Below are 23,579 nucleotides of genomic sequence, written 5' to 3' on the forward strand. Positions count from 1 at the left end.
CCGTGCAAGCGGTGCACGAGCTCTCGGACGGCCGGATCCTCGCCACCCTCGCCGGAGTGCGATTGGAATGGTGGCTTCCCTCAGGGCGACGGGAATGGGCGGTCCCGGACGAGGACGGGGGCCGCGAGATCGCCGTGACCCGGGACGAGACCACGGCCTGGGTCTCCCTCATGCGCCCCGCACGACACACCCGACGCACCCAGTCCGTCGTCCGGCTCTCCCTGGCGGACGGCGCACAGCTGGACGAGATCACTCCGGCCGGCTACGTATCGCTGTCGACAGTGGCGGACGGCCATCCGGTCCTCACCCCCGCCGGGCACTGGATCAACGGTGTGCCCGTGGCCATTGGCGACCCCTTGCGGGTCCGGCACGCCCGCCTGACGCGCTTCCTGTCCTTCGTGAAGGATGCAGACACCCGACGCTCGCAACCTGGTGTCGCGTGGGTGTCCACCGCCGAGCCGCAGCCCGGAGAGGCGTCCGACCGACCGGCCGAGCCTGAGGAGACGAGCGTACGGCGACTCTTCCCCTACTCCTGGGTTCCCGGTGCACCGCACATCTGCGGGCCCGGCGTCGAGACGGCCGACGGAAGCCTGATCCATGCGGGCAGCGTCCTGCGGCGCAGGGACCGGCCCGGCTACTCCTACGTCGTACGCCGCGACGCTTCGGACGGAACACCGCACTGGCTCTTTCGCCCCGACTCCTCCGCCACCGCGCTCGACGCCGACGCGACCACCGCCTTCATCGCCTGCGAAGACGGCGAGATCGTCGCTCTCGGCGTCGACGACGGCGCCGTGCTCTGGCGGCACCGTCTGGCTCTCGGAAACCTGCCTCTGATACCGACGGCACTCACCGTCACCCGGTCGGGCCGCCTGCTCATCGGCACCCACGACGGCCGGATCCTCCTTTGCTCCACCACCACGTGACGGCTCTCTCGACAGACGAAAGCCAGGGGCCGGCGGCAGAAGCCGGCCAACGGTCGCCGACGTGCGGCTCAGCGACATACGGCGAGTACCTCACCGAGTCGCTCGGCGCCCCGGGCCGCGTGCCCGATCCCCGCACCGGCCGCGCCGCCCCCCTCGAACCGGCATGCCTGCAGCCGCTGCTGTCGCTGCTCGCCCAGGTCGGCACGTGATGACCGCCGCGGTCGCGTGGTCCACCCGCGCACCCTCCAGATTCACGGCCGGTACGCCGACGAGGAGCTCGCGCTCGGGACCACCGACACGTGGCCGCCCCGCGACCACCGGGCCGTACGCCGCCACCGCGACCACATCCGCGCCGGGCGCGACCTCCCGGCGCTGGCGGCACTGTTTCACACCGCCCAGAGCGGGGCGGGCTACTTCCTCGACGGGCACCACAAACTCGCGGCGTACGAGCAGGCAGAAGTCCCCGGATGGTCATCAAGTTGGCCCCCACCCCCCAACTCCCCGACACTTCCGGCCGCGGCGCCCTCGCCGGGGCGGCATTCTCCGACCGAGCACCCCTACACGAGGACGCTCCTTTGGGCAGGGCCCTCTCTTCCCCAAGCGCGGAATCCGCCCGAGTCGGCAACATCGCGTCCTCACCTTGTCCGAGTCGTCGAGGAAGGCCATCCACCTTTGGGCGCGGGGAGCAGCCGACCTTACGACGATTGAGGGGACCGCGGGCGGGCACCATCCCCGCGGGTGCGGGGAGCAGTTCATGAAGGCCGAGTCGATCTCGACCGAGATGGGACCATCCCCGCGGGTGCGGGGAGCAGCCCGCCCCGGAGTGAACGTGCGATTCTCGCCCGGGACCATCCCCGCGGGTGCGGGGAGCAGTCGAGAGTTCTTGTCCACGTGGGACGGGCCGGGGGACCATCCCCGCGGGTGCGGGGAGCAGCAGTGGTAGGTCGACGGGCGGGAGCATCGCCTGGGACCATCCCCGCGGGTGCGGGGAGCAGTCAGGGCGTCAGAACAGTACGGGTACTGCGGAGGGACCATCCCCGCGGGTGCGGGGAGCAGCCCCGGCTCTTCATTTGTGACGAGCTTCCCACGGGACCATCCCCGCGGGTGCGGGGAGCAGGGACGGGGATTCGGTGGGAGCCGAGTCGCAGAGGGACCATCCCCGCGGGTGCGGGGAGCAGTCTTGAGCTGCGGTTTTATCCGGCGCGGAGACCTTCCTGAACCACTTCTCTAGATTTCGACATACCAGGCAAATCGCTCATCGCGCTCCGAAGCGTCGGCGCTTGGAGGCTTTGCTCCAGCCTTGGGTTGGTGGTGACACCTGTGGGGTGCGGTCGTTGGGGCGGTGGATCAGGGTGACTCCCTCACGGTCGACAGGATGCCACTTGTGGTCGTGCGTCTCGAACGCGAAGCCCTGCTCGTTGTCGGCGTTGTAGGCCATTAGGGCGCGTCCGTTCCCCGCGTACTGCTTCACTTCTTCCCACAACAGTGCCCTGATGCGTGCCGACGGGCCTCCGATGAAGACTCCCGGGGAGATCTCCAGGAGCCAGCGGGTCAGGAACCCCCGCAAGCCGGACGGGCAATGGGTGAGGACGATGACCGTCACCAGGTCACCGCGTCGGCGTAGTTGCGACCGGCGGGTACCGTCAGTTCCCGGTCCGACTGGAGTGTGACGATATCGCCCGCTTCGCGTGCAGCAGGTGACGGTCCGTTGGGAAGCAGCAGTGCCTTGATGTCGCTCACACATCGTTTGAGCAGACGGGTCTTGTTGATGCGATCCCGTAGCGCGCGCCGGGTGCGGGAGCCGATGTCCTCGGTTCCCTCGGCTGCCACGTCGAATGCGACGGGAATGCCGATCTCGGTCTTGTACAAGTCGGCGACGTCCAGCACGAAGGACAGCTCGTGTCCGGAGTGGACGAACCCGAGGCCGGTGGAGCAGCCGAGCGCGGACACGACCGCGTGCGTGACCCCGTACATGCACTGGGCGGCGGCCGTGATCGCCTGGTTGGGGGCATCGCCGGCCGTGAAGTCGCCCGGTACGTAGTGTCTTCCGTGCCAGGGAACACCAGTACGCCGCGCCTGGTCGCGGTAGCAGTCTCTGACGCGCGTTCCTTCGCGGCCGAGCAGTCCCTTGCGGGTCAGGCGCGAAGGATCCTCGTCGGGGAACCGGAGTCGGTACATGGCCCGCGCGACGTCCAGTCGCGTGCGTTGGTTGGCCCACTGGGTGGCCTGTGCTTCCACGAAGGCCGAGGAGCGGGTCAGGGCACGCCCGCCCGCGTAGTAGCGCACCCCCTGCTCTCCGACCCACGCGACGGCGGCACCGCTGTCCGCGAGGACGCTCATCGCCTGATGGGTAACACGTGTTCCCGGTCCGAGGAGCAGTGTTCCGATGGTGGCGGAGGGGATGTGGGTGGTGCCGTCGGCGTCCTCGGCGGTGATGGCGTTGTCCTCACGATGGACGACGCATCGTTCCAGGTAGATGAAGGAGGTGCGTTCGGCGACACGTGTGAGGTCCCGCGGGGAGGAGGCTCGGCGTTGTGCGACGGTGGCCATCGTTCACCCCGCCTGGGCGAGGGTCATCAGGCCGCAGCCGTAGGCTTTTGCCTTGCCCAGGCCCAGGGTGAGGGTGCGTCGGAGGGCGACCGGGTCCACGATTTCCAGGCGGCCGTCGAACGTGACCGTCACGAGCGGTACCTTGTTGGCCTTGCCCGTACTCATCTCGGTCTTGCCGAACCGGTGGCGTTGTTCGTCGCGGACGGTCAGCTGGTGTTCGTCGCCGTGTGCCAACCGCCTTCGGTCCGCAGGAGTCTCCAGGATCCGGAATCCGGCCGTCTCTTGGTGGGTGAGGAGCCAGCCCATCTGGTGGCGGGGCGTGCGGTGTGCGGTGCGCTTGAGGGGTTCGTCGGGTGTGCGGCGCACGTTGTGGACGGGGTTGGCGGTGAGTCGGAAGGCCCAGGTGCTGCCGGCGGTGAGGCCATCGAGGAAGGGCTTGTAATCGTAGGTTTGCCACGAGGCGGTCGTGGGCCATCCTGCCTGCTCCACGAGGTGGGTGAGGTCGGGACGCTCTTCGCTGACGATGAACAGCAACACCTCCGCCCTGGAGTTGCGGTCCAGGCGCCACAGAATGCGTGAGGCGGAGCCTTCGCCCGGCAGCGCCCCGGCGAAGGAGGACATCACGGCGGCGTGCATCCGCTGTGGTGAGGCGAGCAGCGGGCGCGCTCCTAGGCGTGCGGTGTTGACGCGGAAGCGGGTCAGGAACATCAGTGACCGTCCAACGGGGCCTGCGGGGGCAGCTGGGTGAGGAGGGCTTCGGGGTTGTGTCGGGGTACGGGCACGGGTCGTGTCGTGCCGCTCGGTTCCTGAGCGGGCCGGAACCGGGGGTTGGGTACGTCGACGGTGGTCGAGACGACGTTGCGCAGTGCGTAGCGGCGGTGGTTCGGGTCGAAGCTGAGGGGTTGGTCTCGCAGGGTGGTGCCGCGTGGTCCGTCGCCCACGGATTCGCTCAGCAGGGGCAGGGTGACGAGGGCCTTCTTGTGATGGCGTTCTTGATGCCACTCGGCGGCCTGCCAGGTTTCGTTCCTCAGTACGGTCACCGGGTCGTGTCCGCTTCTCGTGCCCAGGTCGATCGGTCCCTGCGGGGGGCAGGAGCGTCGGCCGAGGAAGGGCAGGTAGGTGGGTGCGCGCACCGCCTCGTGGAGGGAGCGGATCAGCTCGTCGTCGCCGGCGACCGCCGCGACGAACACGGCGTCGGCCAGGTAGAAGCGCTCCGACACGGGCATGGCCTTGCCGGTGACGGCATGGCGGGCCGTCTGGAAGTCACGTAGCCGCGTGCCGGCCTGGTCGATCCGCACGGCGAAGGACAACGCCGCGAGGTCGCTCAGGTCGGCGGTGCGGTCACGGCCCAGAGCGGCGGCGAGCAGGCCGATGACGCCGCTCTTGGTGGGCGCGGTCTCGGTGGTTCGGCGGGCGAAGCGGGCCGAGGACCCCCACGACTGCAGGGGTCCGGCCAGGCGAAGGGCCAGGACGCTCATCCACGCTTCTCCAGTCGGCCCTCCACGGCCTGTCCGACCCGGGTGACGAGGTCCCGCAGGTTGACCTCGTCACCCAGGTCGGCGAGGTCCTGCGTCTGCTTGCCGACGCGCACGATCCAGGTGTGGTCGGCCGGGTCGCCGAAGGCCCCCTCGACGGCGGGGATGTGCTCGGCGAGGGCCTGGCAGGCCGCGCGGACGTGACCGTCTGCCGTGTCATGGGCGATCGGGTTCTCGAAAGCGCCGACGAAACTGATGGGGCGGGCGGAGCGGAGTTTGACGATCACGGCGTCCGGCAGGGTGTTGTTGCCGAAGGTGTTGAGCTTGCCGGTGGGCATGGACAGGGCGAACCCCTCGATGAAGGCTTCGACGGCGCGACGAACCGGTGCTCCGCTCCGCTCGCCGTCGGTGAGTCCCGCGTCGAGGTTCTTGGTGAGCAGGTCGATGTCGACTGCCGCGTAGCGGTAGAGGGTGGCCGAGTTGAAGTCGACCGTGCCGATCATTCCGGCGCCGCTCTCGGCATCGCTGTTCCGGTCGTCGACAGCGGTGAAGTAGTCCGTTTCGAGGTCCACCGGGTGCACGCTCAGTGCGTGGGCCACCTGTGCCGCGGCGTCGACGTTGATGTCGGTGGTGTCCGCCACCATGCGCCCGAAGAGGGCGATGTCGACGGAGTGACGGGTGGAGGCGATCTGCTTGGCCCGCGCCTTGAGGCCGGCTTCCTTCACGAACACCTTGGGGTCCGCCTTCCTGCCGAGACCCTCGATGGCGAGGTCGGCGAGTCCGTCGAGCTGACGGGCGCTGAGGAAGAGCAGGTAGGAGGACTGTGGCGCCTGCGGCTCGGCTGCAGGGTTGTCCGCGTCGCCCTTGCGGTTTCCCTTGGCCGCGCTGCCGCGCGACGGTGCTTCGATCTTGGCTCCGGTCGCCGCGGTGATGATCTCGGCTGCCATCGGCCAGACCTGGTCCGCCGTCAGCGATTCTTCGCGTGCCTTGACGCGGTCGGTGAGGGCATCGACCACCTTCTTCGTCCGTACGCCGAGTTCCGCGGGATTCAGCAGCTCTTCGAAGGCCTTGCGGGTCGCCTTCTTCCACGCCTGGCTGGACACGCGGGAACGTCGTACACCACCGAAGACCGCGCTTTTGGGCGCGCCCGTGTCGTCCCTGTTGATGTTGCTCGGCGGGACGGTCTGGAGGATGTGCACGTCGACGATGGTGCGGCTCATGTCTGGTCCTTCGGCTCGTTGTCGGCGGCGCCGCTGCGGGGCGCTTCGGAGGCGTTGTTCTCCGACGGGCCGACATCGGCCGGTCGGCGGTATGCGTGGAAGCTGCGTCCCCAGGCCTGACGCACGAGACGGGGCCCTCCGGGCAGCTGCCACTGGACGAGTTGTTCGGCGAGCAGGCCGTAGTCGAGTGGGATCTCGGCCTTGCGCAGGAGCACCACCAGTTCACGCAGCCGGTGTCCGAGGACGTCGAAGGTCGTGGAGGTCCCGGCCCGTAACAGCCTTTTCTGGACGGCCTCGTCGCGGTCGGAGCCGGACATGAGCCGGCGTACGGCCGTGCCCAGGGAAATGCCGTCCCCCACGTGCATGCGGTGGGCGCGGTTGGACTGCTGGTGCAGGGCCCACAGGGTCACGGCGACGTGTGCGGCGCGTTCGGCGCGCAGGGCTTCGGCATCGCTCGGGCGACGGCCTTCGGGCCATGCGGCGTAGAACGCCTCTACGCCTACGAGCCCCCACAGGTCGGGCGTCTCATTGGCCTGACGGCCGATGCCCCTGCGCAGGCGGGCGAGAGCCTGGACGGCTTGGGAACTGTCCTTGTGGTAGGCGTCCTGGAGGATGCCGATGTGCTGCGCTACGGCCTTGCGCAGCGGTCCGCGGTCCCGATCCGCCGAACCGGGCGAGGTGGGGGAGGGCCGGTGCGGATCCGGCGGTGGAGCGGGCGCCGGGACCTGCGGCGCGGAGGGTGTCATCGCACTGTCTCCTTCTCCTTGCTGGGGTCGTCGACTTCTCCCTCCGGGGCGGCCGCGTCGAGGCGAGCGCCGTCGTGGAGGGGAAGCGCCTTGTTGAGCCTGGATCGGAAGACCTGTTCGGACCTGGCGTTGTCCAGCCATCCGGTCTCGTCGGCTTCGGCGGCCAGAAGGTCGTATGCGGCATCGCGGACGATTCGGTAGGCCGTTCGCTGCCAAGTGGCGCGGGCCATCGAGGGCTCACGGGAACCGTCAAGGGTGACGATCCACTGCCGATAGGGGCCGTCGAGCAGGCCGAAGCCGAGGTCGCGGGCGGTCTCGCCGGGGGCTTCGGTGGGCCGGCCGGCTGTTCTGGCCAGGTCGGCCGCGAGGTCTCCCAGGGCCCTGACGGCCTTGGTGCTGTCCTCGACCGCCGCGATCGCCTCCAGCGCGTGCTTCTGGTCGCGCTCGTGCAGCAGCACCACGGACATGGCGATCGCGTCGTCGACGACCTCGTCGATGACCGACTGCTGCGTACCGTAGACGGCGCCGATCAGCCGAGGGCGAATGAGCAGGTCACGGGGCAGCAGGCGCTCATGCGTGAGTTCGGCGATCCACTTCAGCACGCCGGCTCGGAGGTAGCGTGCGGGTTCGGTGCCCTGGGTGGTCTGTTCCTCCGTCTGGGACGTGAGGAGGGCGCCCAGGCTGCGCCACGCGGAGCGGGCGGGATCGTGGCCACGAGGCATGTAGACCCGGGGTTCCCCTAGCTTCTTTTCCTGCGGGATGCTGCGTCGCCAGCTGCTCATGGGTTCGCGTGGATGGCTGTTGTGGACCGGCAGGGGATCTCCGTAGCAGAGGACCACGCCGTTTGCGACCTGGCCGTCGTGGTGGAGGCGGATGCGGCGGGACTGCCACGTGTAGAGGTCACGGGGTCCGGTCGGCCTGCATGCCAGGTCGTTCTGTACGTGAGGCCCGCACTGCTCACGGCGCCAGGCGGGCCGGTCGTCCTTGTCGACGACGAAGCCCGACGCGTCGGAGGCGACGAGGTTGAGGAGGAGGGTCTGCTGGAGGTCGTCCCCTTCCGCGAACACTCCTCCGAGGTTTCCGGCCCACCCGACGCCCTGCGGATAGCCCTTGCCACCCTTGACGCGAGGGTCGCCCACTGCGCCGGACTTGATGCCGGAGGTGTCGAAGGCGTGGGCATGGACGAGCCAGCGTGCCGCCTCCGCGAAGGGGAGCGTGTCGACGCCGGGTTGGCGCATCGTGAAGAAGGGGTCGCCGTTGGGAACGTCCGCCACGATGCGGTTCAAGGACGCCACCTCGTCCTTCCCCGTCCGCAGATCGGCCACCTGAAGGAACGGCCGGGTGGGATGGAGGAGGTCGAACCGCTCGCGGTGGCGGTCGAGGTAGGGACCGACGGCGGCCAACGGTTGGGGGCTCTCACTGAGCTCCTGCCAGGCGTCGATGTCCTCGGGGCCGTCCACGGCGTCGTGGAGGATGGCCAGCAGGAGGCGCATCAGCGCGAACTCCTGGGTGGGGACGTCGCCCACGAGCCGCCGGATTTCGGGGGCACGGGCGAAGACCTCCTTCAGCGAGAGTTCCGCTGATGTGCCGTCGCGTAACTGAACGGGCAGCCACGGGCGGGAGACGAGATCGAATCCCGGCACGCCTTTCACCAACCTCACGTCTTCGGCGCCGGCCGGAACCACTTCCAGGCCGTCGGTCTGGGTATAGCGAAGGTCGAAGCCTGCCAGGCGGGTCTGACAATCCTCGTCGAGGACGAGGAAGAGCTCCCCCGCCAGGGTGTGGCTCTCCTTGACCTGCCAGGCGGCCGGGCAGAACTGCTCCAATTCGTCGATCACCCGATCGATGACCCACGGCCGGTAGAAGTGGTAGGACAGGCGCAGTGCACTGGCCGCCACGGCTCGCGCGGCACGGGGCGTCGGTACGGCGTCGGTGGGCAGGTCGAGGCCGCCCAGGCCCCGGTCCAGCCACGGCAGCGTGGTGTACGTGCCGTCGCGGCGGCGCTGGACCACGAGTACCTCGAAGGACTCCTCGCCGTCCCTGACCTGCGCACGGCCCGACCTGGAGTCGTCGGCGTCACCCACACCCGCGTCGATCCACCCGACGAGCGAGCGACCGGGCCTACGGACCTCATCGATGCGGAAGGTCTGTGCTCGCCGGCGCTGCCCGGCCATGGTCTGCTCGTGCGCGGCGAGCGCGGCGTCCATGACCTCGATCCAACTTTCGGGCACCGGGGGCCTGCTCGGTCCGTAGGCGCTCTGCACGAGGGGGCTGATGTGGTCCGGGAGGACGAGGGGAACACCGGCCAGGTGCGGGTTCAGCACGGCCAGGGAGCGCATCAGGGCGTGACTGCCGTACACGGCGGCCGACCCTTCCACGGGCGTCGGTGTCGTCGCTGCCCAGTCGACTCCTGTGATCAGGCATCGAGGCGTGCGCAGCCGAAGGGGCCGTCGGGACTGGCCCTCGCCGCGGTGGTGGCGGTGCAGGCGCCCCATGCGCTGCAGGACCAGGTCGACGGGGGCCAGGTCGGTGACCAGGAGGTCGAAGTCGATGTCGAGCGATTGTTCCGCGACCTGGCTGGCGACGACGATGTGGCGACCTGCCGGACGGGCTCCGGAGGGCCCGAAGAGTTCCACGAGTCGGTCGTCCTTGCGGGCACGATCAAGGTCCACGAACCGCGAGTGGGCCACGGTGACCGTGTCCGGGCCGAACCGCTCCCGGAGCACCTCGGCCGCCTTCAGGACGCGGTCCACTGTGTTGCGGACCACCAGCGCGCAGCCTCCACCGGCGAGTTCGGCCTCCAGCCGGTCCGCGAGGGCGCCGAGGCCGTCGTCGAGTCGTTCCAGCCGGATTTCGGTACGCCGGTCGGCCGCTGCCGCGGGACGGCCGGTGGCGGTGGTGTTGTCGGCGCAGACCACGCTGATCAGCGGATAGGACGTCTCCTCCGCGAATCCGCGGAGGCCTTCGTCCGCTCCGGAGTAGGCGAGCGCCAACGCCTGACGGCGGTCTGCGGGCAGGGTCGCCGAGAGCATGATCACGGGCACCTTGTACGCACCGAGCCAGGAAAGGACGCGTTCGAGGTACTCGTTCATGTAGGCGTCGTAGGCGTGGACCTCGTCGATGACGACGACTTTGCCCGCCAAGGCCAGGTGCCGCAGCGCCAGATGCCTGCTTTTGAGGCCGGCGAACAGCAGTTGGTCGATGGTTCCGACGACGAAGGGCGCCAGCATGCCCTTCTTGCGGCCCCGCAGCCACTGGTGTGCGACGAGTTCGGAGGCGGCTGCGCGCTGGTCGGTTCGTTCGGAGCGAATGGATTCGGCGGCCCCGTCGAGATCGACCGCGGCGATCGTACGGGCGCCCGCGCGCAGATCGTGCGCGAAGTCGTCGTTGAGGAAGGCCTTGGAGTGCGCCAGGGAGACGGTGCGTTCCTCGTCTCCGGGAAGCCGGCGCAGCCAGTGGCGTAAGCGGCCGTACATGGCGTTGGCCGTGGCGCGCGTGGGCAGGGCGACGAAGCACCCCCCGGCGCGCGTACGGGAGGCGAAGACCTCGGCGACCGCGAGGGCGGCCTCGGTCTTCCCCTCACCCATCGGCGCCTCGATGATCATCAGCCCGGGGTGCGTCGCCGCTTGCGCGAGGCGCAGCGCCTCTTCCTGGAGGGGGCGTGGCGCGGCGAGGGCGAATCGGGCCTTGAAGAGATCGGCGGCGCTTTCGGTCACCTCGTGTGGGGACCAGGGGGCCGGGAGTTCGATGCCGCGCCACGCGGATTCGATCCGATCCGCATCGCTGCGTGGTCGCTCTTCGGGAAAGAGCAGGAAGAGATCCGAGTTGCTGGCGATCCAGTCCGCCATGATGACCAGCGCGCTGAGCACGACCTGGGCGGGCTGGGGCAGCTTGACGGTCCGCCAGTCGTCAAGGCGGTCCCGTGCGCCGTATGCCGTGGCGCAGGCGTCAAGCAGTTCCGTCTGGACGCCGCGCCACAGGTGCTCACTGCAACCGGGCGTCCGCAGCAGCTCGGAGTGCTGGTGGAGGTACGGAAAGGCGTCGTGCCCGGGCGGCACTCCGTGGTGTCCCCCCACGGCGACCGCGAACGCCATTGCGCTCCGGGGGGACCATCCCCGGCGCTCCAGCCACTCCTCCAGGATGACCTGGCCGGCCAAACCGTGGGAGGCCCGCTTGCGCGAGTCCCCGAACTGCTTCGCCGTCGGCATGTCCAGCCCCGCGTCGCGCATGCGGGAGGCCAGCTGGTCTACCTGGCAGGCGAAGACAGGGGTGGCCTTCCCGATGTCATGGATCGCGGCCAGCCACACCACGAGCACCCGGGCGTCCGCATCCCCGCCGGGCAGGCTCTCGGCGATCAGGGCGCGCACGTTGTGCGGGACCCATTCGTCCCACAGCCGCTCCACCATCGCGGCCGAGTCGGCCATGTGCCTCCAGAGTTGGAGCCACTTCTCGGTGTCCCGGTCGTGCTTGGCCCAAACCGAGCGAGCTGCCCTCGTCAGCCCGGCACTCCAGTGTGGAGTGTCGTGATGCATCGAAATCCCCCCAAGGATCACGGTGTCGATCGATCGGTGGGAGCGGGCGCCCCCTCACTCTCCCGTGAGTTGTGGGGAGCCCGCTCATGATCAAGGCATCAGGGACGCCCCGAACCTCATTCCGAGACAATCACTCGTGTGGGTGATGGGCGCACGACGATCAACAGCACGATCACGACGACGGTGATGAACGTGCCGCCGCGGATCCAGACATCCACCGGGACCTGAGAACCCGCACCCCCGGCGAGCACGGCAACGAGTACGGGCAGCAGCCACGACCGTGACTGCTGCCCGCTGACGACCAGGGAAGCCCGGGCCGCTAACCTTGCGAACATCGCTTCTCCTTACGCGATTCTGGGTCGAGCTCGCTTGATGTCTTGGCGGACGGGCGGGCTCGGCCCGCGCGAGGACGCGCGGGCTTGTCGGGGCGACGCAGGTGCTCCTGAGGCCCCGTCGGGCGCAGACGCTACAGCACCTTTAAAGATCCTTTCACGCTGTCGCAAGAACTCTTCGGACTCCTGGTTCAGGCCTCTGGTGGGGTTTCGCGCTGAACAGGCACAGTTGCGAGCAGGCAGCGAAAGAGTGTCCATCAGTCAGTGGCCATCCCCACCGAAGCGGGGAGCAACGGCGCGCTGAGCACGCACAAGGGTCATCCCCGCGACACAACGGGGAACAGAGCCAACTCGAGTGCAAGACCGTCCACGAGCGCCCTCTCCAGAAGAGTACTGCTCGACCTCGCCCGTACATGGCCGATGTGCTCAGATCGCCCACAAGACCCCAAGCGGCAGGCTCCAGCCCCACATGCAAACGCCTCGCGAACGGCATCACCAAGTCACAGCTGTGCCCTTCCTCTTCGTGGTCGGCGGGCGGGTGCCGGCGTCGAACCTGTTCACTCCGTCGGTGATCTCCTGCTATGTGTAGTGGGTGATGCCGGTGCCCTCGGGCGGGCAGCGAGGAGCGCAACGGCAACTCCTGCCGACTCCACCCCTTGCTGCGAAGTACGCGAGCCTCGGGGTCATGGAGGTGGCGTTCCGCGCGGCCCACGTCCGCATCCGGGCGGGTAGCCTGCCCAACCTGAAGTCGCCGACGTACCGGCAGGCCCCGCCCACCCCGACGTCGGGCAGGCCGAGGCTCCAGGTCGTCTGAGTCGGATCGCCAACCGCGAGGCCCGGAGCCGGACCCGTGAAAGACGGAAGGCCCCCACCGAAGTGAGGGCCTTGCGCGCCTGCGTCGCAGAAGGGTCTTCCCGGAGCATCCACCGGGCCCGGACGGGCGCGGGTGCATCGCCCTGCGCCGGCCGACCGTGTCTCCGATGTGCGAAGTGCTCACCCCTTATGAGGCGGGAATGACCCAATCGATCGGTTCCTTGAGCCCCTCGGGTGCGTACACGACCCGCGACGGCCGCTTGTCGCCGGGCACCGGGTACGGGATCTTGCCCCGTACACAGTCACCCTGCTTGACCGCCGTGTCGAGGCTGGGGAACTCCGGTTTGGGCAGGTCCCCGCCGTTGAGCCCGGTGACCTTGATGCGGGTCCCGTCCTCGTAGGCGAGAGACCAGGGGAACTGGCTGACGCTGAAGGTCTTGGGCGCGGTGTTGCAGACCTTGACCTCGGCAGTGGCCCAGGCATCACCACCCAGTGTCTTGCGATCGGGAGGCTGAGGCCCTTCGGCGGGCTGGGTGTAGGCGAGGACGACGACGGTGAACTTCGTGTCGGCGTTGGTGATCTCCACGACCTCGCCGACGGGGAACCGCGTCTTGGCCTGCGTTGGCGAGGGAGCCGGCGAACTGTGGACCGTCCCCGACGCGCCCGCGGAGACCTCGGGAGTGGCCTGGCCCTTGGACGAGACAGTGGCGTCCGAAGCTCCGCAGGCGGTGAGCGCGGCGAGGGCGAGCGTCGTGCTCAGTGATGCCGTGATGGTGGTGCTGTGTCGCATGGTCCCCCCTGGACGTGCGTGGTGAAGGGCCAGCATGACGGATTATCAACGCTGCGCGCACCGCCCCCGCTCGTCGCAGCGGACAGCACAACGAGCTCCCCGGCGGGTGCGGGGTGGCTTCCGCCGATGCCTTGATCACAGAGGCAGGCCTCTCGCGCCCTTCACCTGCGGGGGAGCGGCCCCATGAAGATCGACCGTCAAGTGCAAGCGGCATCGGCGGGGCTCAGCCGCGCCGTGCGCACCAGTGCCGTTCGTCGTGGCACAAGGGTCGCACGCCGCCGCTCGACTTCAACCGACAACTGCTGGGCCCGCACAATATGCTTTTGCGACATTTTGATCTCAAAAGAATGGTATGAGTTTTCTATTCCGAATGTCGGATTCGATGAAGCTGGTCCGTCAGCGCCCTCCGCCGACATAGACTCCCAGCTCAGAAAGTCTGCTCCCCGCATGCGCGGGGATGGACCCGACCAGTCCGGCCGGGCCGCAGGCGACGCCGACTGCTCCCCGCATGCGCGGGGATGGACCCGCCCTGTACCTCGCCCTGAGCGAGACCGCCCCGCTGCTCCCCGCATGCGCGGGGATGGACCCTTGCCGAGCTCCTCGGGGTTCAACAGGTGGGACTGCTCCCCGCATGCGCGGGGATGGACCCTTCGACGTTCCGAACTTGCGAGTTCAGACCCTCTGCTCCCCGCATGCGCGGGGATGGACCCGCCTTCGTGGAACTGCACAAGGCGTGGGCTTCCTGCTCCCCGCATGCGCGGGGATGGACCCCACAAGGACCGGGACGGTAATCACCGCCCACACCTGCTCCCCGCATGCGCGGGGATGGACCCGCCGTCGCACGACGCCTCGGAATCATCACCCGCTGCTCCCCGCATGCGCGGGGATGGCCCCCCCCGCGCCGCAACTTCGGTACGGACGAAGAGAACTGCTACCCGCACGCGAAGGAGTGTCTTCCAGGGCCTGCCGACGATCAGGCCGTCCGGTGTACAGCAGAGGAGTTCGGTGCAGCGGCACCAGTTCGATCCTCGGCCGCTGCTCAGCAGCCGATGACACACCGTCATCGATCCGGTGTTCCGGAGGAACGGGCCCCAGAGGGCCCGGATCTACGGAAGGGTTGTGTGGGCGGGTCGTCGTGCCGCCGTCGCGCGGCCGGTGTGGGTCCCAGCCTTCCGGCTGGGACCCACACTCCGTCAGTCGTTGATCTTGTTGAGGAGGTAGGTGGTGACGGCGCGGACCGCTCCGGAGACGGCCGCGCCGATCACGGCCAGGGCGATGTTGGTGCGGGACGTGCCGGGCTTGCCGGTCCTGGGCTGGTCCATCACTGGCTCCTGGGGTCTGGGCCCACCGTGGCGTTCGCGACTCCGACAGCGGGCCTTGGGTTACCAACTCGCCGTGTGCGGTGGTGAAATAACGGTCCCCCGTTCGCGGGGCACCGGGGAGTGACGGCGGGGTTGTCCGGGGGTAACGCGGCTGTGACGGGGTTTGTCCCGGAGGAATCGAGGGCGGGAGGGGAATGCCACCACGAGCTCGGGCCGGTAGGCCATGGGGGCCGTTGCAGGGCGAAACCGAGGAGATCAACGAGGTCGCCACTCTCTTGAGGGAGTGGATGGACGAGGCTTCGATCAATGTGAAGACGCTCCACGGCCTGCTGACCGACGATCACTTCTCCCCGGTACCCGGAGCTGACGCGGGCGCCTCCCGGGTACCGCCGGCGCGCAGGATGTACGAGTTCCTGAACGGCAAGATCCTGACGAGGGAGATGGCCGAAGCGGTGATCGACGTCACCACCCGCGACGCCGCCCTGGAGCAGGCACGCCTCACACGGGTCCGAAGCCTGTTCAGGAAGATCGACGAGGACCCGACGCCCGCCGCTGTCGACGGCGCCGTCTTCCGGGAACTGCAGCGGGCCAGGAAGGACATCGCCACCGCGCAGGGCGAGATCGACACGCTCCGCCACGCACAACGGCTCAGCGATCAGGCGTGCTTCGCCGCCCAGGCCGTGGCCATCACGATGCACTTCCAGTTCGACGAGATGCGCAACACCATCGACTCCTTGACCCGCGAGCGGGCACGGCTCAAGGCGCAGGCCGCCTCCCTGCCCGCTGCCCAGGCCCAGCTGGTGGTGTTGCAGTCGCGCCTGGAGCGGGCGCGGCGCAGCAGGGACGCCACGGCCGCGACGCTCAGGGAGGCGGAGCGGGACCGCGACGCGGCGCGCAAGGTGGCGGACGAGGCGACACGGCTCCTGCTGGAGAAGGAGAGGGAGATCGCCCGTCTGCGCGAGGCGGCGGCCGAGACCGTCGTGGTCGAGGAGCCGGCGGCGCGGCCCGAGGCGGACCCGGCCGAGGAGCCGGCAGCGGTCCCTCCGGAGTACGAGTCCGATGTCCTGGACACGGCGGAGATCGCGGTGGACATCGCGCGTGAGCGCCTGGAGCGCAACCGGGAAGCGGTGGGGGAGGCCAGCAAGGAGCTCGGCCTCGTCCGTCCCGCGGACAAGCCCTATATCGTCGGGGTCGTCGTGCCGCCACCCCGCGAGGGGTTGTCCCGTACAAGCCCGGACAACCTCCTGACCGGCCAGGACACGACAACGCCGCCCCCGTCCGAGGCCTCGGGACACCCGGCCGCGGCCGCGCCGCCACCCGAGTCTCTCCGGCCGCCGCGGCCCAGGGACGGCGAGGAGGACCGCGGTACCCGAACCCGAACCCGGGAGCGGCTCGTGATGGCCGTCGTCTGTACGGCCGTCACCCTGTGCTCGTTCAGCGCGAGTGCCGCACTCCTGGTCCTGCCACAGATCCGCGACAGCCTGTCCCTGACGCCGAACGCCACCCACTGGGTGATCGCCGGTGACCTCGCGGGGCTGGCCGCAGGGTTGTTGTGGTGCCGCCCCGTGCAAGCCAGGGCGACCGGCCGGAGCCTGTTCCTCACCGGCGCCCTCGTCCTCGCCGCGGGCTGTTTCCTCGCCGTGCCCCCTTGGGGGCCGGGAGCTACCTGGCTGGCGGTCGGCCGCGTCCTCCAAGGGCTCGGGCAGGGCCTGCTCCTGGCCTCGCTGCTGCCGCTCGTCGAGTCCGTCCGGACCGGCCGCCCACGGCCCGGAAAGACGGGTTACGCCTTTCCCGGCACGGCGTGGTCCCGGTGCGCGGCCGCCTTCGCCGTAGCGGGTCTGGGCACGGGAATCGCGGCGGCCGTGACGACGCGGTGGTGGGGCTGGGAGTGGATCTTCCGGGGTCCCCTGTGGCTGAGCGGTCTGTTGGCGGTCGCGGCCTTCCTCGCCCTGCCGCCCGACCCCGCCGGGGTAGAGGGCCGCAGCGGCGTGCGCCGCACGACCAGGCTCCACCTGCTCGTGACGGGAACGCGCCTGGCGGGCCTGCTCATCGCCCTCGTCGGCATCGGGCAGGCGTACTCCCGCACGTGGCTGTCCCCGTTCGTCCTCGTCCCGCTCGCCGCCGGCCTCTACGCCGTCCTCGTCTCCACGACCTGGAACCAGGAGGCGTCGTACCGGCGTGGCGAGGAGGGCCGGCGCGAACTACCCCCGGATCTGCCGTTCCCGTCCCAGAACCTGGTGGCCGTCCTCGACGGACAGGTCCTGTACGTCGCCCCCGTGTACCTGGTCCTCCACCTGTACGACGCCCTCGGCCACGAGGTCCTCGCCACCGCGGCCCTGATGTGCGCGGTGATCATCCCGCAGGCGGCGGCGAGCTGGGTCGATCACGACTTCACCCTCCTGGGCCGGCGCCGCCTGCACGCCCTCGGCCTGCTCTGCGCGGCGGGCGGCCTGCTGTGGACCTCCTGGGCCGGCGGAGCCGGCGGCGGGAGCCTGTGGGGGGTGCTGACGCCGCTGGTCGTGATCGGCGTCGGCTCCGCGGCGATCCGCCTGGGGCAGGCACCCCCGACGGCGTCCTTCCCCCAGGCGCTCTGGTCGACGACGTGCGCGGCGGGCGCCCTGGGGGTGGCCGTTGCCGGCACGATCGCCGACGTCCTGCTGACGGGATACCGCCATGGTGGCGTGGCGGCGACGGACCAGCAGATCTTCGCCCACGCCTACGGCGACGTCCTGTCGGCCGTCGTGGTGTGCGCGCTCGTCGCCTTCCTCGTCGTCGCGGGGTGGCCGACGGCATCGGGCGGACCCGCACGCCCGTTGCCCGCCTTCCTCGACGGACTTCCCGGCTGGACCACCGCCCTGGTCGTCTCGCTGGTGCCGGCGGTACTGGCGGCGATCGGCGCCGCGGGGTTCCGTCGGGCACTGGACACCGATCCGCAGCCGGACGTCGGCTTCCTCGCGCTCTACGTACTCCTGGGCCTGACCGCCCTGGTCGTGATCACGTCCACCACGGTCGTCGGGGCCGCGAGCGTCCTGGACGAAGCGACATCGGGCAAGCCGTGGACCCTCTACAGCGACCTGTTGACCTTCGTCTCCATCGCCGGAGCGATCGCCGGAGTGCCGCTGGGCGCCTTCGTCGGCCTCGGACCGCTCACGACGGCCGGAGTCCTCTTCGCCGACTTCGTCGGCCTCTACTGACCCCCTACGGCCGCACGCCGCTCCGCGCGGCTCCACTCCGCCGCCGCACTACGAACGGGGGCTCCCGGTCCGGGAGCCCCTTCCCGAAAGGCTCCGCGACCCGCATCGAAGCCCCGGCCACCCGCCATGCGGAGCGTCGGCCTCCACCGCTTCGTCCCGAACCCTCCTCAGGCCGACCGCGCCCGCCCGGCGGACTCCACGACCGCGGCCAGGAGGCGACGTACCGTCTCCAGCTCGCTCGCCTCGAAGCCCTCGGCGGCTTCGACCACCTCGCCGATCGCGGCCCCGAAGAAGGCCCACCCGAGTTCCCTGGCCCCGCGTCGCCGATCGGCGGTGTCCCTGCTGCGCCGGACCAGTGGGAGCCGCTGCGGCCGATCCACCAGCGCGGTGGTCCCGGCCGAGTTCAGGCGCAACTGCTCGCCGAGCCACCCGGGCGTCGGGTACGTACCGGCCCGCGCCGCGTCCAGTAGCTGGATCACCGCGCACATCGGTGGGATGCAGCCCGTGGTGCGCGGCGAACTCGGCGCCGAGCGGGCCGAACTGCACAATCACCCGCGCGCAGCCCCATCATCAGGTCCCGATCATCAGAAATGCGCGGCGTTGGAGTGGGCTGCGGGCATTGCTGGCGATTTGCTCTATCTAGTCTTTTTGCCGGAATCGGTGAAAGTGGTCGTAAGCAGCAGACAGGCTGCGTAGAGTCGCAGGTCAGGAAGCCTGCTCCCCACACCCGCGGGGATGACCCCGGGTTCCTTCCCGGCAGCCACTGGACCATGGCCTGCTCCCCACACCCGCGGGGATGACCCCGTAAGGGCGACGCCGACGAGCGCGTCGCAGCCCTGCTCCCCACACCCGCGGGGATGACCCCGACCCGCAGCAGGATGTTGAAGATTTGCAGAACTGCTCCCCACACCCGCGGGGATGACCCCGCCAAGGGGATCCCGGAGGTCAACGCCCAGATCTGCTCCCCACACCCGCGGGGATGACCCCACCAAGCGCGCACCCCTCCACGACGAGAACGCCTGCTCCCCACACCCGCGGGGATGACCCCCAGCGTGCTGGCCCAGACCGATTCTGAGTCCGCTGCTCCCCACACCCGCGGGGATGACCCCTCCCGGCCAGTCATCCTCTCAACTCCGAGGATCTGCTCCCCACACCCGCGGGGATGACCCTCGGGCCTTTCGTGTGGCGGGCGGTGAATTCGGCTGCTCCCCACACCCGCGGGGATGACCCTGACCATCAGCACGTCTGCGATCAGGTGTAGCGCTGCTCCCCACACCCGCGGGGATGACCCCGACCGGCCACCCATCACCCCGCCCGCGAAGGCCTGCTCCCCACACCCGCGGGGATGACCCCTGGTTCCCGTCCTCGTCACGGGCCCACTTCGTCTGCTCCCCGCACCCGCGGGGATGACCCCGGCGTCACCACCGCATCGGCCATCGACCGCGGCTGCTCCCCGCACCCGCGGGGATGACCCCTCGGCGAGCTGCCGCTGTGGATGGACTACACCCTGCTCCCCGCACCCGCGGGGATGACCCCTCTCATCGCGTTGATGACCGCGCTTCAGGAGACTGCTCCCCGCACCCGCGGGGATGACCCCGCGACCCCGGCGTCGGTGAGGCCGGCCTCGAACTGCTCCCCGCACCCGCGGGGATGACCCCTGCTGCTGTCGCAGCGCGGGGTGTTCGGTGCGCTGCTCCCCGCACCCGCGGGGATGACCCCGACGTACGACGACGGCCCCGTCCGGGGGCGCTCTGCTCCCCGCACCCGCGGGGATGACCCCAGGATGGCGGCGGTAGGGTCGTCAGTTCGATGCTGCTCCCCGCACCCGCGGGGATGACCCCACAGGGCTACGTCCGGTCCATCACGGCACTCGCTGCTCCCCGCACCCGCGGGGATGACCCCGGCGACGACGACGCGATCGACCTGCACTTCGGCTGCTCCCCGCACCCGCGGGGATGACCCCAACACGGGCCAGCGCCGGCGTACCTGGCCCTACTGCTCCCCGCACCCGCGGGGATGACCCCTGGGCGAGCGCGATCACGGGGATCTCGAACTCCTGCTCCCCGCACCCGCGGGGATGACCCCGCGGCCTGCTGCACGGGCCGGTAGGCGTCGTGCTGCTCCCCGCACCCGCGGGGATGACCCTTTGTCTCGTCTGGGAATTGGTGGGGGTGCTCCCTGCTCCCCGCACCCGCGGGGATGACCCCCGGCCGGCGCAGATGCGGCCCGTCGATGGGGTCTGCTCCCCGCACCCGCGGGGATGACCCCGCCATCAGGTCGATCGGTTCGCCGGGCGGGGCCTGCTCCCCGCACCCGCGGGGATGACCCCGTGCCGGCGGTCCTGGTCACGGCGCACGCCTACTGCTCCCCGCACCCGCGGGGATGACCCCCCCGCCCCGGAACGGCAGCAACAGGTGTTCCTGCTCCCCGCACCCGCGGGGATGACCCCTCCGGGTGGACCTCGCTTCCGGCGACCGGGGCCTGCTCCCCGCACCCGCGGGGATGACCCCCAAGACCACCACGGACCGGTATTCGACCGTCGCTGCTCCCCGCACCCGCGGGGATGACCCCCGGTATCCGCCGTACTTGTTGATGACGTACAGGCTGCTCCCCGTACCCGCGGGGATGACCCCTCTTCGACGTCGCCGGCGCGCATCTCCGCCGGCTGCTCCCCGCACCCGCGGGGATGACCCCGATCTGGCGCTGGGCCTCCGAAGGCCGCCTTGCTGCTCCCCGCACCCGCGGGGATGACCCCCTGGTCGTGCAGGACCTGCCAGGCGTCCGCGTCTGCTCCCCGCACCCGCGGGGATGACCCCTACGGCCTGATCGGACGCAACACCCCGGTCAGCTGCTCCCCGCACCCGCGGGGATGACCCCGCTGTCGGCGTCCGGCCGCTGGGTAACGAAGACTGCTCCCCACACCTGCGGGGATGACCCCATCCGCCAGGTGCTGCGCCACAACCCGGAGGCCTGCTCCCCGCACCCGCGGGGATGACCCCAGGGCGCCGCCGCCCACGATGACGCCGAGGACCTGTTTCTCGCACCCGCAGGGATGACCCCGACGAACCGCTGGACGGACTCCTCTCCGACGAACTGCTCCCCGCATCCGTGGGGATGACCCCTACGAGGTCGACCAAAGCCTGTTCCGTAACTGCGCAGGGCCACTTGTCGATCCCGGATCGGACCGTGTCAGTGGCTGGTGCCAGGATCAAGGGGTGCTGATCAAGGGATTTGAAGCCGACCCGTTGGTGGCGGGCGAGTCACTGCTTGCCCGTTCGGGCTTCTGGTCGAACCACCTTCTGATGATGTGCAGCGACGGGGGGTGTGCCGAGCGGCCGGTTCCTGAGTGGTTCGGCGATGACGGGGCCGATACCGATGCCCTGTCCGAGGCCCTCTTCGATCCCGAACACTGGCCGGTGTTTCGGGTGCCCACCGAAACCGGTCCTGGGGCCGTGGTGATCTACCGGAACCTGGACGGCGACTACGGCATCGACTATTTCCTCACCCATCCTGGCAGGAACGACGTCCAGCAGATCGCGAGTTGGGACGGAGATTTCAGGGGCAATGGGCTGACGTGGCGCGAACTGGTCCGCATCGCGGACACCCCCTCCTCCGGTATCGAAGGTGTCCAGGGCGCTGAAGCCCGCCTTCTGCTGGTTCTTCCTCTTCTTGCCGACCCGGATGTGCCAGAAGAGGCGCCGGCCAGGCTCACCTCCGCCCTGGTGATGGTCGGCGCGCCGCATGACACTGCCTCCCACACGGCGGAGCACCTGTTGGCCCACCTCACGAGAAGATCCCTGCACGATCCCACGTGGGAGTCTCCGCTCAGCGGAGGCTGTTTCCCGCGCCCGCAGGGATGACCCCCGCACAGGCTTGCCCAGCGACCCGGCGTCGGCCCGGTTCACTCGGCCGCAGGGACGACACCCACTCGTAGAGCACTCACTCGGGGCGCACCGTTGTGCCCGCGCCCGCGGGGTGGGCACGGCAGATCAACATCAAGACAGGTGAGCACTACTGCCCACCGCGACAGCGGCGGTGGATCCAGAGGCCAACGCTTCCCGCCGACCGCCTACGACGTGTCGGAGCCGCCCCTGCGGATGCGCCCCCTCGCGTCGGCTGTCGTCCCGCCCGGGTGCCGCCGGCGCCGATGACCGCAGCCGGCGGCAAGCCGCCCCCTGCGGTGCAGGGGGCGGGTGCGACGCGCGATACTGGCCGCATGGCGCAGCTGTCCTCTCCCGTCCCTCCGGCCAAGGCCGGCGCGGTCCTGCGCGCCCGGTACGCCGACCGTCTGCCGGCCTCCCTCGCCGAGCTGGCCGGGCCCACCGCCGGGCCCGTCACCCTGCCCCCGCACGTCGCCTGGTCGGGGCTGCGCACCTACGACCTGGACCGGCCGCGCCAGCGCATGAGCCTCTACCGCACCGTCCTCGCCGAAGGCCTCCGCGACGACCTGACCACCCTCCTCGATCGGCGCCTGCTGATCGCGCAGTGGCCCGTCCTGCGCACCCTGGTCAGCCGCCACGTCCGGCAGGTCTGGGAGGACGCCTTCCCGCAGCTCGCCGCCCGCGCGACCACGGCCGCGTAGCCGCCGGGGTGAACCTCAGCGCCCTGCACCGCCGGCTGCTGGCCGACGTCATCGCCATCGGCAGCCCGTACCCCCTGGTGATCACCGGCGGCTACGCCGTCCAGGCCCACGGCCTCGTCGACCGCCTCAGCCAGGACCTCGACGTCGCCACCGAGAACCCCGCCCCCATGGACGACATCGCCACCGACCTCGTCCACGAGCTGGCCAAACGCGGCTGGCGGGTCGAGGTCCTCGGCGTCGACCCGCTGGCCGCCCGCCTCATGGTCACCGACCCCCGCGACGGCGAGCGGTGCGAGGTCGACGTACTCAAGGAGAACCTCTGGGCGGACCCGAAGCCCACGGAGTACGGGCCCGTCCTCGCCCTCGACGACGTCATCGGCACCAAGGTCCGCGCCCTGGCCGACCGCGGAGCCCCCCGCGACCTCATCGACGTCCACGCCGCCCACCGCCGCCACCACCGCGCCTTCCCGGACCTGGAACGCCTCGGCGCCCGCCACGGCCGCGACGAGTTCCGCCTCGACGACCTCCACGCCCGCCTGATCGGCGCCGACTGGTACGACGACGAGGAGTTCACCGCCTACGACCTCGACGACGAGGCCATCGCCACCCTCCGCGCCTGGGCCCGCACCTGGGCCACCGACCTCGAAACCCGACTCGACACCGCCCGCGACGAGCCGTCCTAGCCCCGCCGCGGCACGCGAGCCGGCCGCTACCCTCGGACGCCAGGGGGCCGGCCGCGCGGCGGGCCGAGGACGAAGCGGTGCGGGAGCGTGCGTGGTGACCGAAGCCAAGCTGGTACGGGACCGGATCCCAGAGATCATCCGCGCGACCGGGGCCGAACCGGAGGTCTACGTGGCCGATCCGGCCGAGTACCGTCGGCGCCTTCGCGCCAAGCTTGCCGAAGAAGTCGCCGAGTACATGGAGGCGGACGATACGGACGCCCCCGAGGAGCTCGCGGACGTCCTGGAGGTCGCCTTCGCGCTCGCGGCGGACCTCGGGATCGACGCCGATGGGCTGGAGAGGCTCCGGGCGGCCAAGGCGGAGCAGCGGGGTGGATTCGCGCAGCGCATCGTCTGGACCGGCAACCGCTGACCCGCGCT

Annotated in this window: 18 protein-coding genes and 3 CRISPR repeat arrays; of the genes, 7 read left to right on the plus strand and 11 right to left on the minus strand. The window is 70.2% G+C overall.

All coding sequences use genetic code 11. The features are described 5' to 3' along the window. Positions 1–11: 11 nt before the first annotated feature. On the plus strand, positions 12–923 hold the full coding sequence (locus tag AB0D01_RS06500) for a PQQ-binding-like beta-propeller repeat protein (protein WP_363053909.1): 912 nt from the start codon (positions 12–14) through the stop codon (positions 921–923). Positions 924–1,583: 660 nt separating this feature from the next. After that, positions 1,584–2,101: direct repeats of the CRISPR family, unit length 29 nt; unit sequence GGGACCATCCCCGCGGGTGCGGGGAGCAG. Positions 2,102–2,178: 77 nt separating this feature from the next. Here AB0D01_RS06500 and cas2e read toward each other — a convergent pair. From cas2e to AB0D01_RS06540, 8 genes are all read right to left on the minus strand, one after another. Then, the gene (gene cas2e / locus AB0D01_RS06505; RefSeq protein WP_363053910.1) at positions 2,179–2,526 is read right to left on the minus strand and encodes a type I-E CRISPR-associated endoribonuclease Cas2e; all 348 of its coding nucleotides are present in this window, start codon (positions 2,524–2,526) and stop codon (positions 2,179–2,181) included. Further along, positions 2,523–3,473 carry a type I-E CRISPR-associated endonuclease Cas1e gene (gene cas1e / locus AB0D01_RS06510; RefSeq protein ID WP_363053911.1) on the minus strand — a complete coding sequence of 317 codons (951 nt, stop codon included), beginning with the start codon at positions 3,471–3,473 and terminating at the stop codon, positions 2,523–2,525. The genes cas2e and cas1e overlap by 4 nt, the downstream gene beginning before the upstream one ends. Before the next feature lie 3 nt (positions 3,474–3,476). Further along, positions 3,477–4,181, minus strand: coding sequence for a type I-E CRISPR-associated protein Cas6/Cse3/CasE (gene cas6e / locus AB0D01_RS06515; protein WP_363053912.1), 705 nt, complete (start codon positions 4,179–4,181; stop codon positions 3,477–3,479). Beyond that, the gene (gene cas5e, locus AB0D01_RS06520; protein WP_363053913.1) at positions 4,181–4,951 is read right to left on the minus strand and encodes a type I-E CRISPR-associated protein Cas5/CasD; all 771 of its coding nucleotides are present in this window, start codon (positions 4,949–4,951) and stop codon (positions 4,181–4,183) included. The genes cas6e and cas5e overlap by 1 nt, the downstream gene beginning before the upstream one ends. Then, on the minus strand, positions 4,948–6,168 hold the full coding sequence (cas7e, locus tag AB0D01_RS06525) for a type I-E CRISPR-associated protein Cas7/Cse4/CasC (RefSeq protein WP_363053914.1): 1,221 nt from the start codon (positions 6,166–6,168) through the stop codon (positions 4,948–4,950). Before cas7e ends, cas5e begins: the two co-directional genes overlap by 4 nt. Next, positions 6,165–6,914, minus strand: coding sequence for a type I-E CRISPR-associated protein Cse2/CasB (casB, locus tag AB0D01_RS06530; protein WP_363053915.1), 750 nt, complete (start codon positions 6,912–6,914; stop codon positions 6,165–6,167). Before casB ends, cas7e begins: the two co-directional genes overlap by 4 nt. After that, positions 6,911–11,446 carry a type I-E CRISPR-associated protein Cse1/CasA gene (casA, locus tag AB0D01_RS06535; protein WP_363053916.1) on the minus strand — a complete coding sequence of 1,512 codons (4,536 nt, stop codon included), beginning with the start codon at positions 11,444–11,446 and terminating at the stop codon, positions 6,911–6,913. Before casA ends, casB begins: the two co-directional genes overlap by 4 nt. Positions 11,447–11,562: 116 nt before the next feature. Further along, positions 11,563–11,781, minus strand: coding sequence for a hypothetical protein (locus AB0D01_RS06540; RefSeq protein ID WP_363053917.1), 219 nt, complete (start codon positions 11,779–11,781; stop codon positions 11,563–11,565). Positions 11,782–12,463: 682 nt separating this feature from the next. Here AB0D01_RS06540 and AB0D01_RS06545 point away from each other — a divergent pair. After that, on the plus strand, positions 12,464–12,592 hold the full coding sequence (locus AB0D01_RS06545) for a hypothetical protein (protein ID WP_363053918.1): 129 nt from the start codon (positions 12,464–12,466) through the stop codon (positions 12,590–12,592). 186 nt (positions 12,593–12,778) lie between these two features. Here AB0D01_RS06545 and AB0D01_RS06550 read toward each other — a convergent pair whose 3' ends face one another. Together AB0D01_RS06550 and AB0D01_RS06555 are read right to left on the minus strand one after the other, a co-directional pair. After that, positions 12,779–13,381, minus strand: coding sequence for a DUF4352 domain-containing protein (locus tag AB0D01_RS06550; RefSeq protein WP_363053919.1), 603 nt, complete (start codon positions 13,379–13,381; stop codon positions 12,779–12,781). A gap of 436 nt (positions 13,382–13,817) precedes the next feature. Then, a CRISPR array of direct repeats spans positions 13,818–14,275; the repeat unit is 29 nt; unit sequence CTGCTCCCCGCATGCGCGGGGATGGACCC. A gap of 299 nt (positions 14,276–14,574) precedes the next feature. Then, positions 14,575–14,703: a hypothetical protein gene (locus tag AB0D01_RS06555; protein ID WP_363053920.1), complete on the minus strand. Its 129-nt coding sequence runs from the start codon at positions 14,701–14,703 to the stop codon at positions 14,575–14,577. Between the two features lie 287 nt (positions 14,704–14,990). On the opposite strand from AB0D01_RS06555, the gene AB0D01_RS06560 reads away from it, so the two are divergent. Then, entirely contained in the window at positions 14,991–17,897 is a 2,907-nt protein-coding gene (locus AB0D01_RS06560) for an MFS transporter (RefSeq protein ID WP_363053921.1), read from the plus strand. A gap of 167 nt (positions 17,898–18,064) precedes the next feature. Here the strand turns inward: AB0D01_RS06560 and AB0D01_RS06565 are convergent, their stop codons facing one another. Then, positions 18,065–18,376, minus strand: coding sequence for a MarR family transcriptional regulator (locus tag AB0D01_RS06565; protein ID WP_363053922.1), 312 nt, complete (start codon positions 18,374–18,376; stop codon positions 18,065–18,067). Positions 18,377–18,610: 234 nt separating this feature from the next. After that, a CRISPR array of direct repeats spans positions 18,611–21,019; the repeat unit is 29 nt; unit sequence CTGCTCCCCGCACCCGCGGGGATGACCCC. Between the two features lie 93 nt (positions 21,020–21,112). Here AB0D01_RS06565 and AB0D01_RS06570 point away from each other — a divergent pair. The 4 genes from AB0D01_RS06570 to AB0D01_RS06585 all read left to right on the plus strand — a co-directional run bounded on the left by AB0D01_RS06570 (position 21,113) and on the right by AB0D01_RS06585 (position 23,571). Further along, positions 21,113–21,757, plus strand: coding sequence for a hypothetical protein (locus tag AB0D01_RS06570; RefSeq protein ID WP_363053923.1), 645 nt, complete (start codon positions 21,113–21,115; stop codon positions 21,755–21,757). Positions 21,758–22,113: 356 nt separating this feature from the next. Next, positions 22,114–22,479: a hypothetical protein gene (locus AB0D01_RS06575; protein WP_363053925.1), complete on the plus strand. Its 366-nt coding sequence runs from the start codon at positions 22,114–22,116 to the stop codon at positions 22,477–22,479. A gap of 8 nt (positions 22,480–22,487) precedes the next feature. Further along, positions 22,488–23,162, plus strand: a complete 675-nt coding sequence (locus tag AB0D01_RS06580; RefSeq protein WP_363053926.1) for a nucleotidyl transferase AbiEii/AbiGii toxin family protein — start codon at positions 22,488–22,490, stop codon at positions 23,160–23,162. Positions 23,163–23,256: 94 nt separating this feature from the next. Further along, entirely contained in the window at positions 23,257–23,571 is a 315-nt protein-coding gene (locus AB0D01_RS06585) for a nucleoside triphosphate pyrophosphohydrolase (protein ID WP_363053927.1), read from the plus strand. The last annotated feature ends 8 nt before the right edge of the window (positions 23,572–23,579 follow it).

The sequence above is a fragment of the Streptomyces sp. NPDC048606 genome (genome assembly GCF_040650855.1).
In the GTDB taxonomy this organism is placed as follows: domain Bacteria; phylum Actinomycetota; class Actinomycetes; order Streptomycetales; family Streptomycetaceae; genus Streptomyces.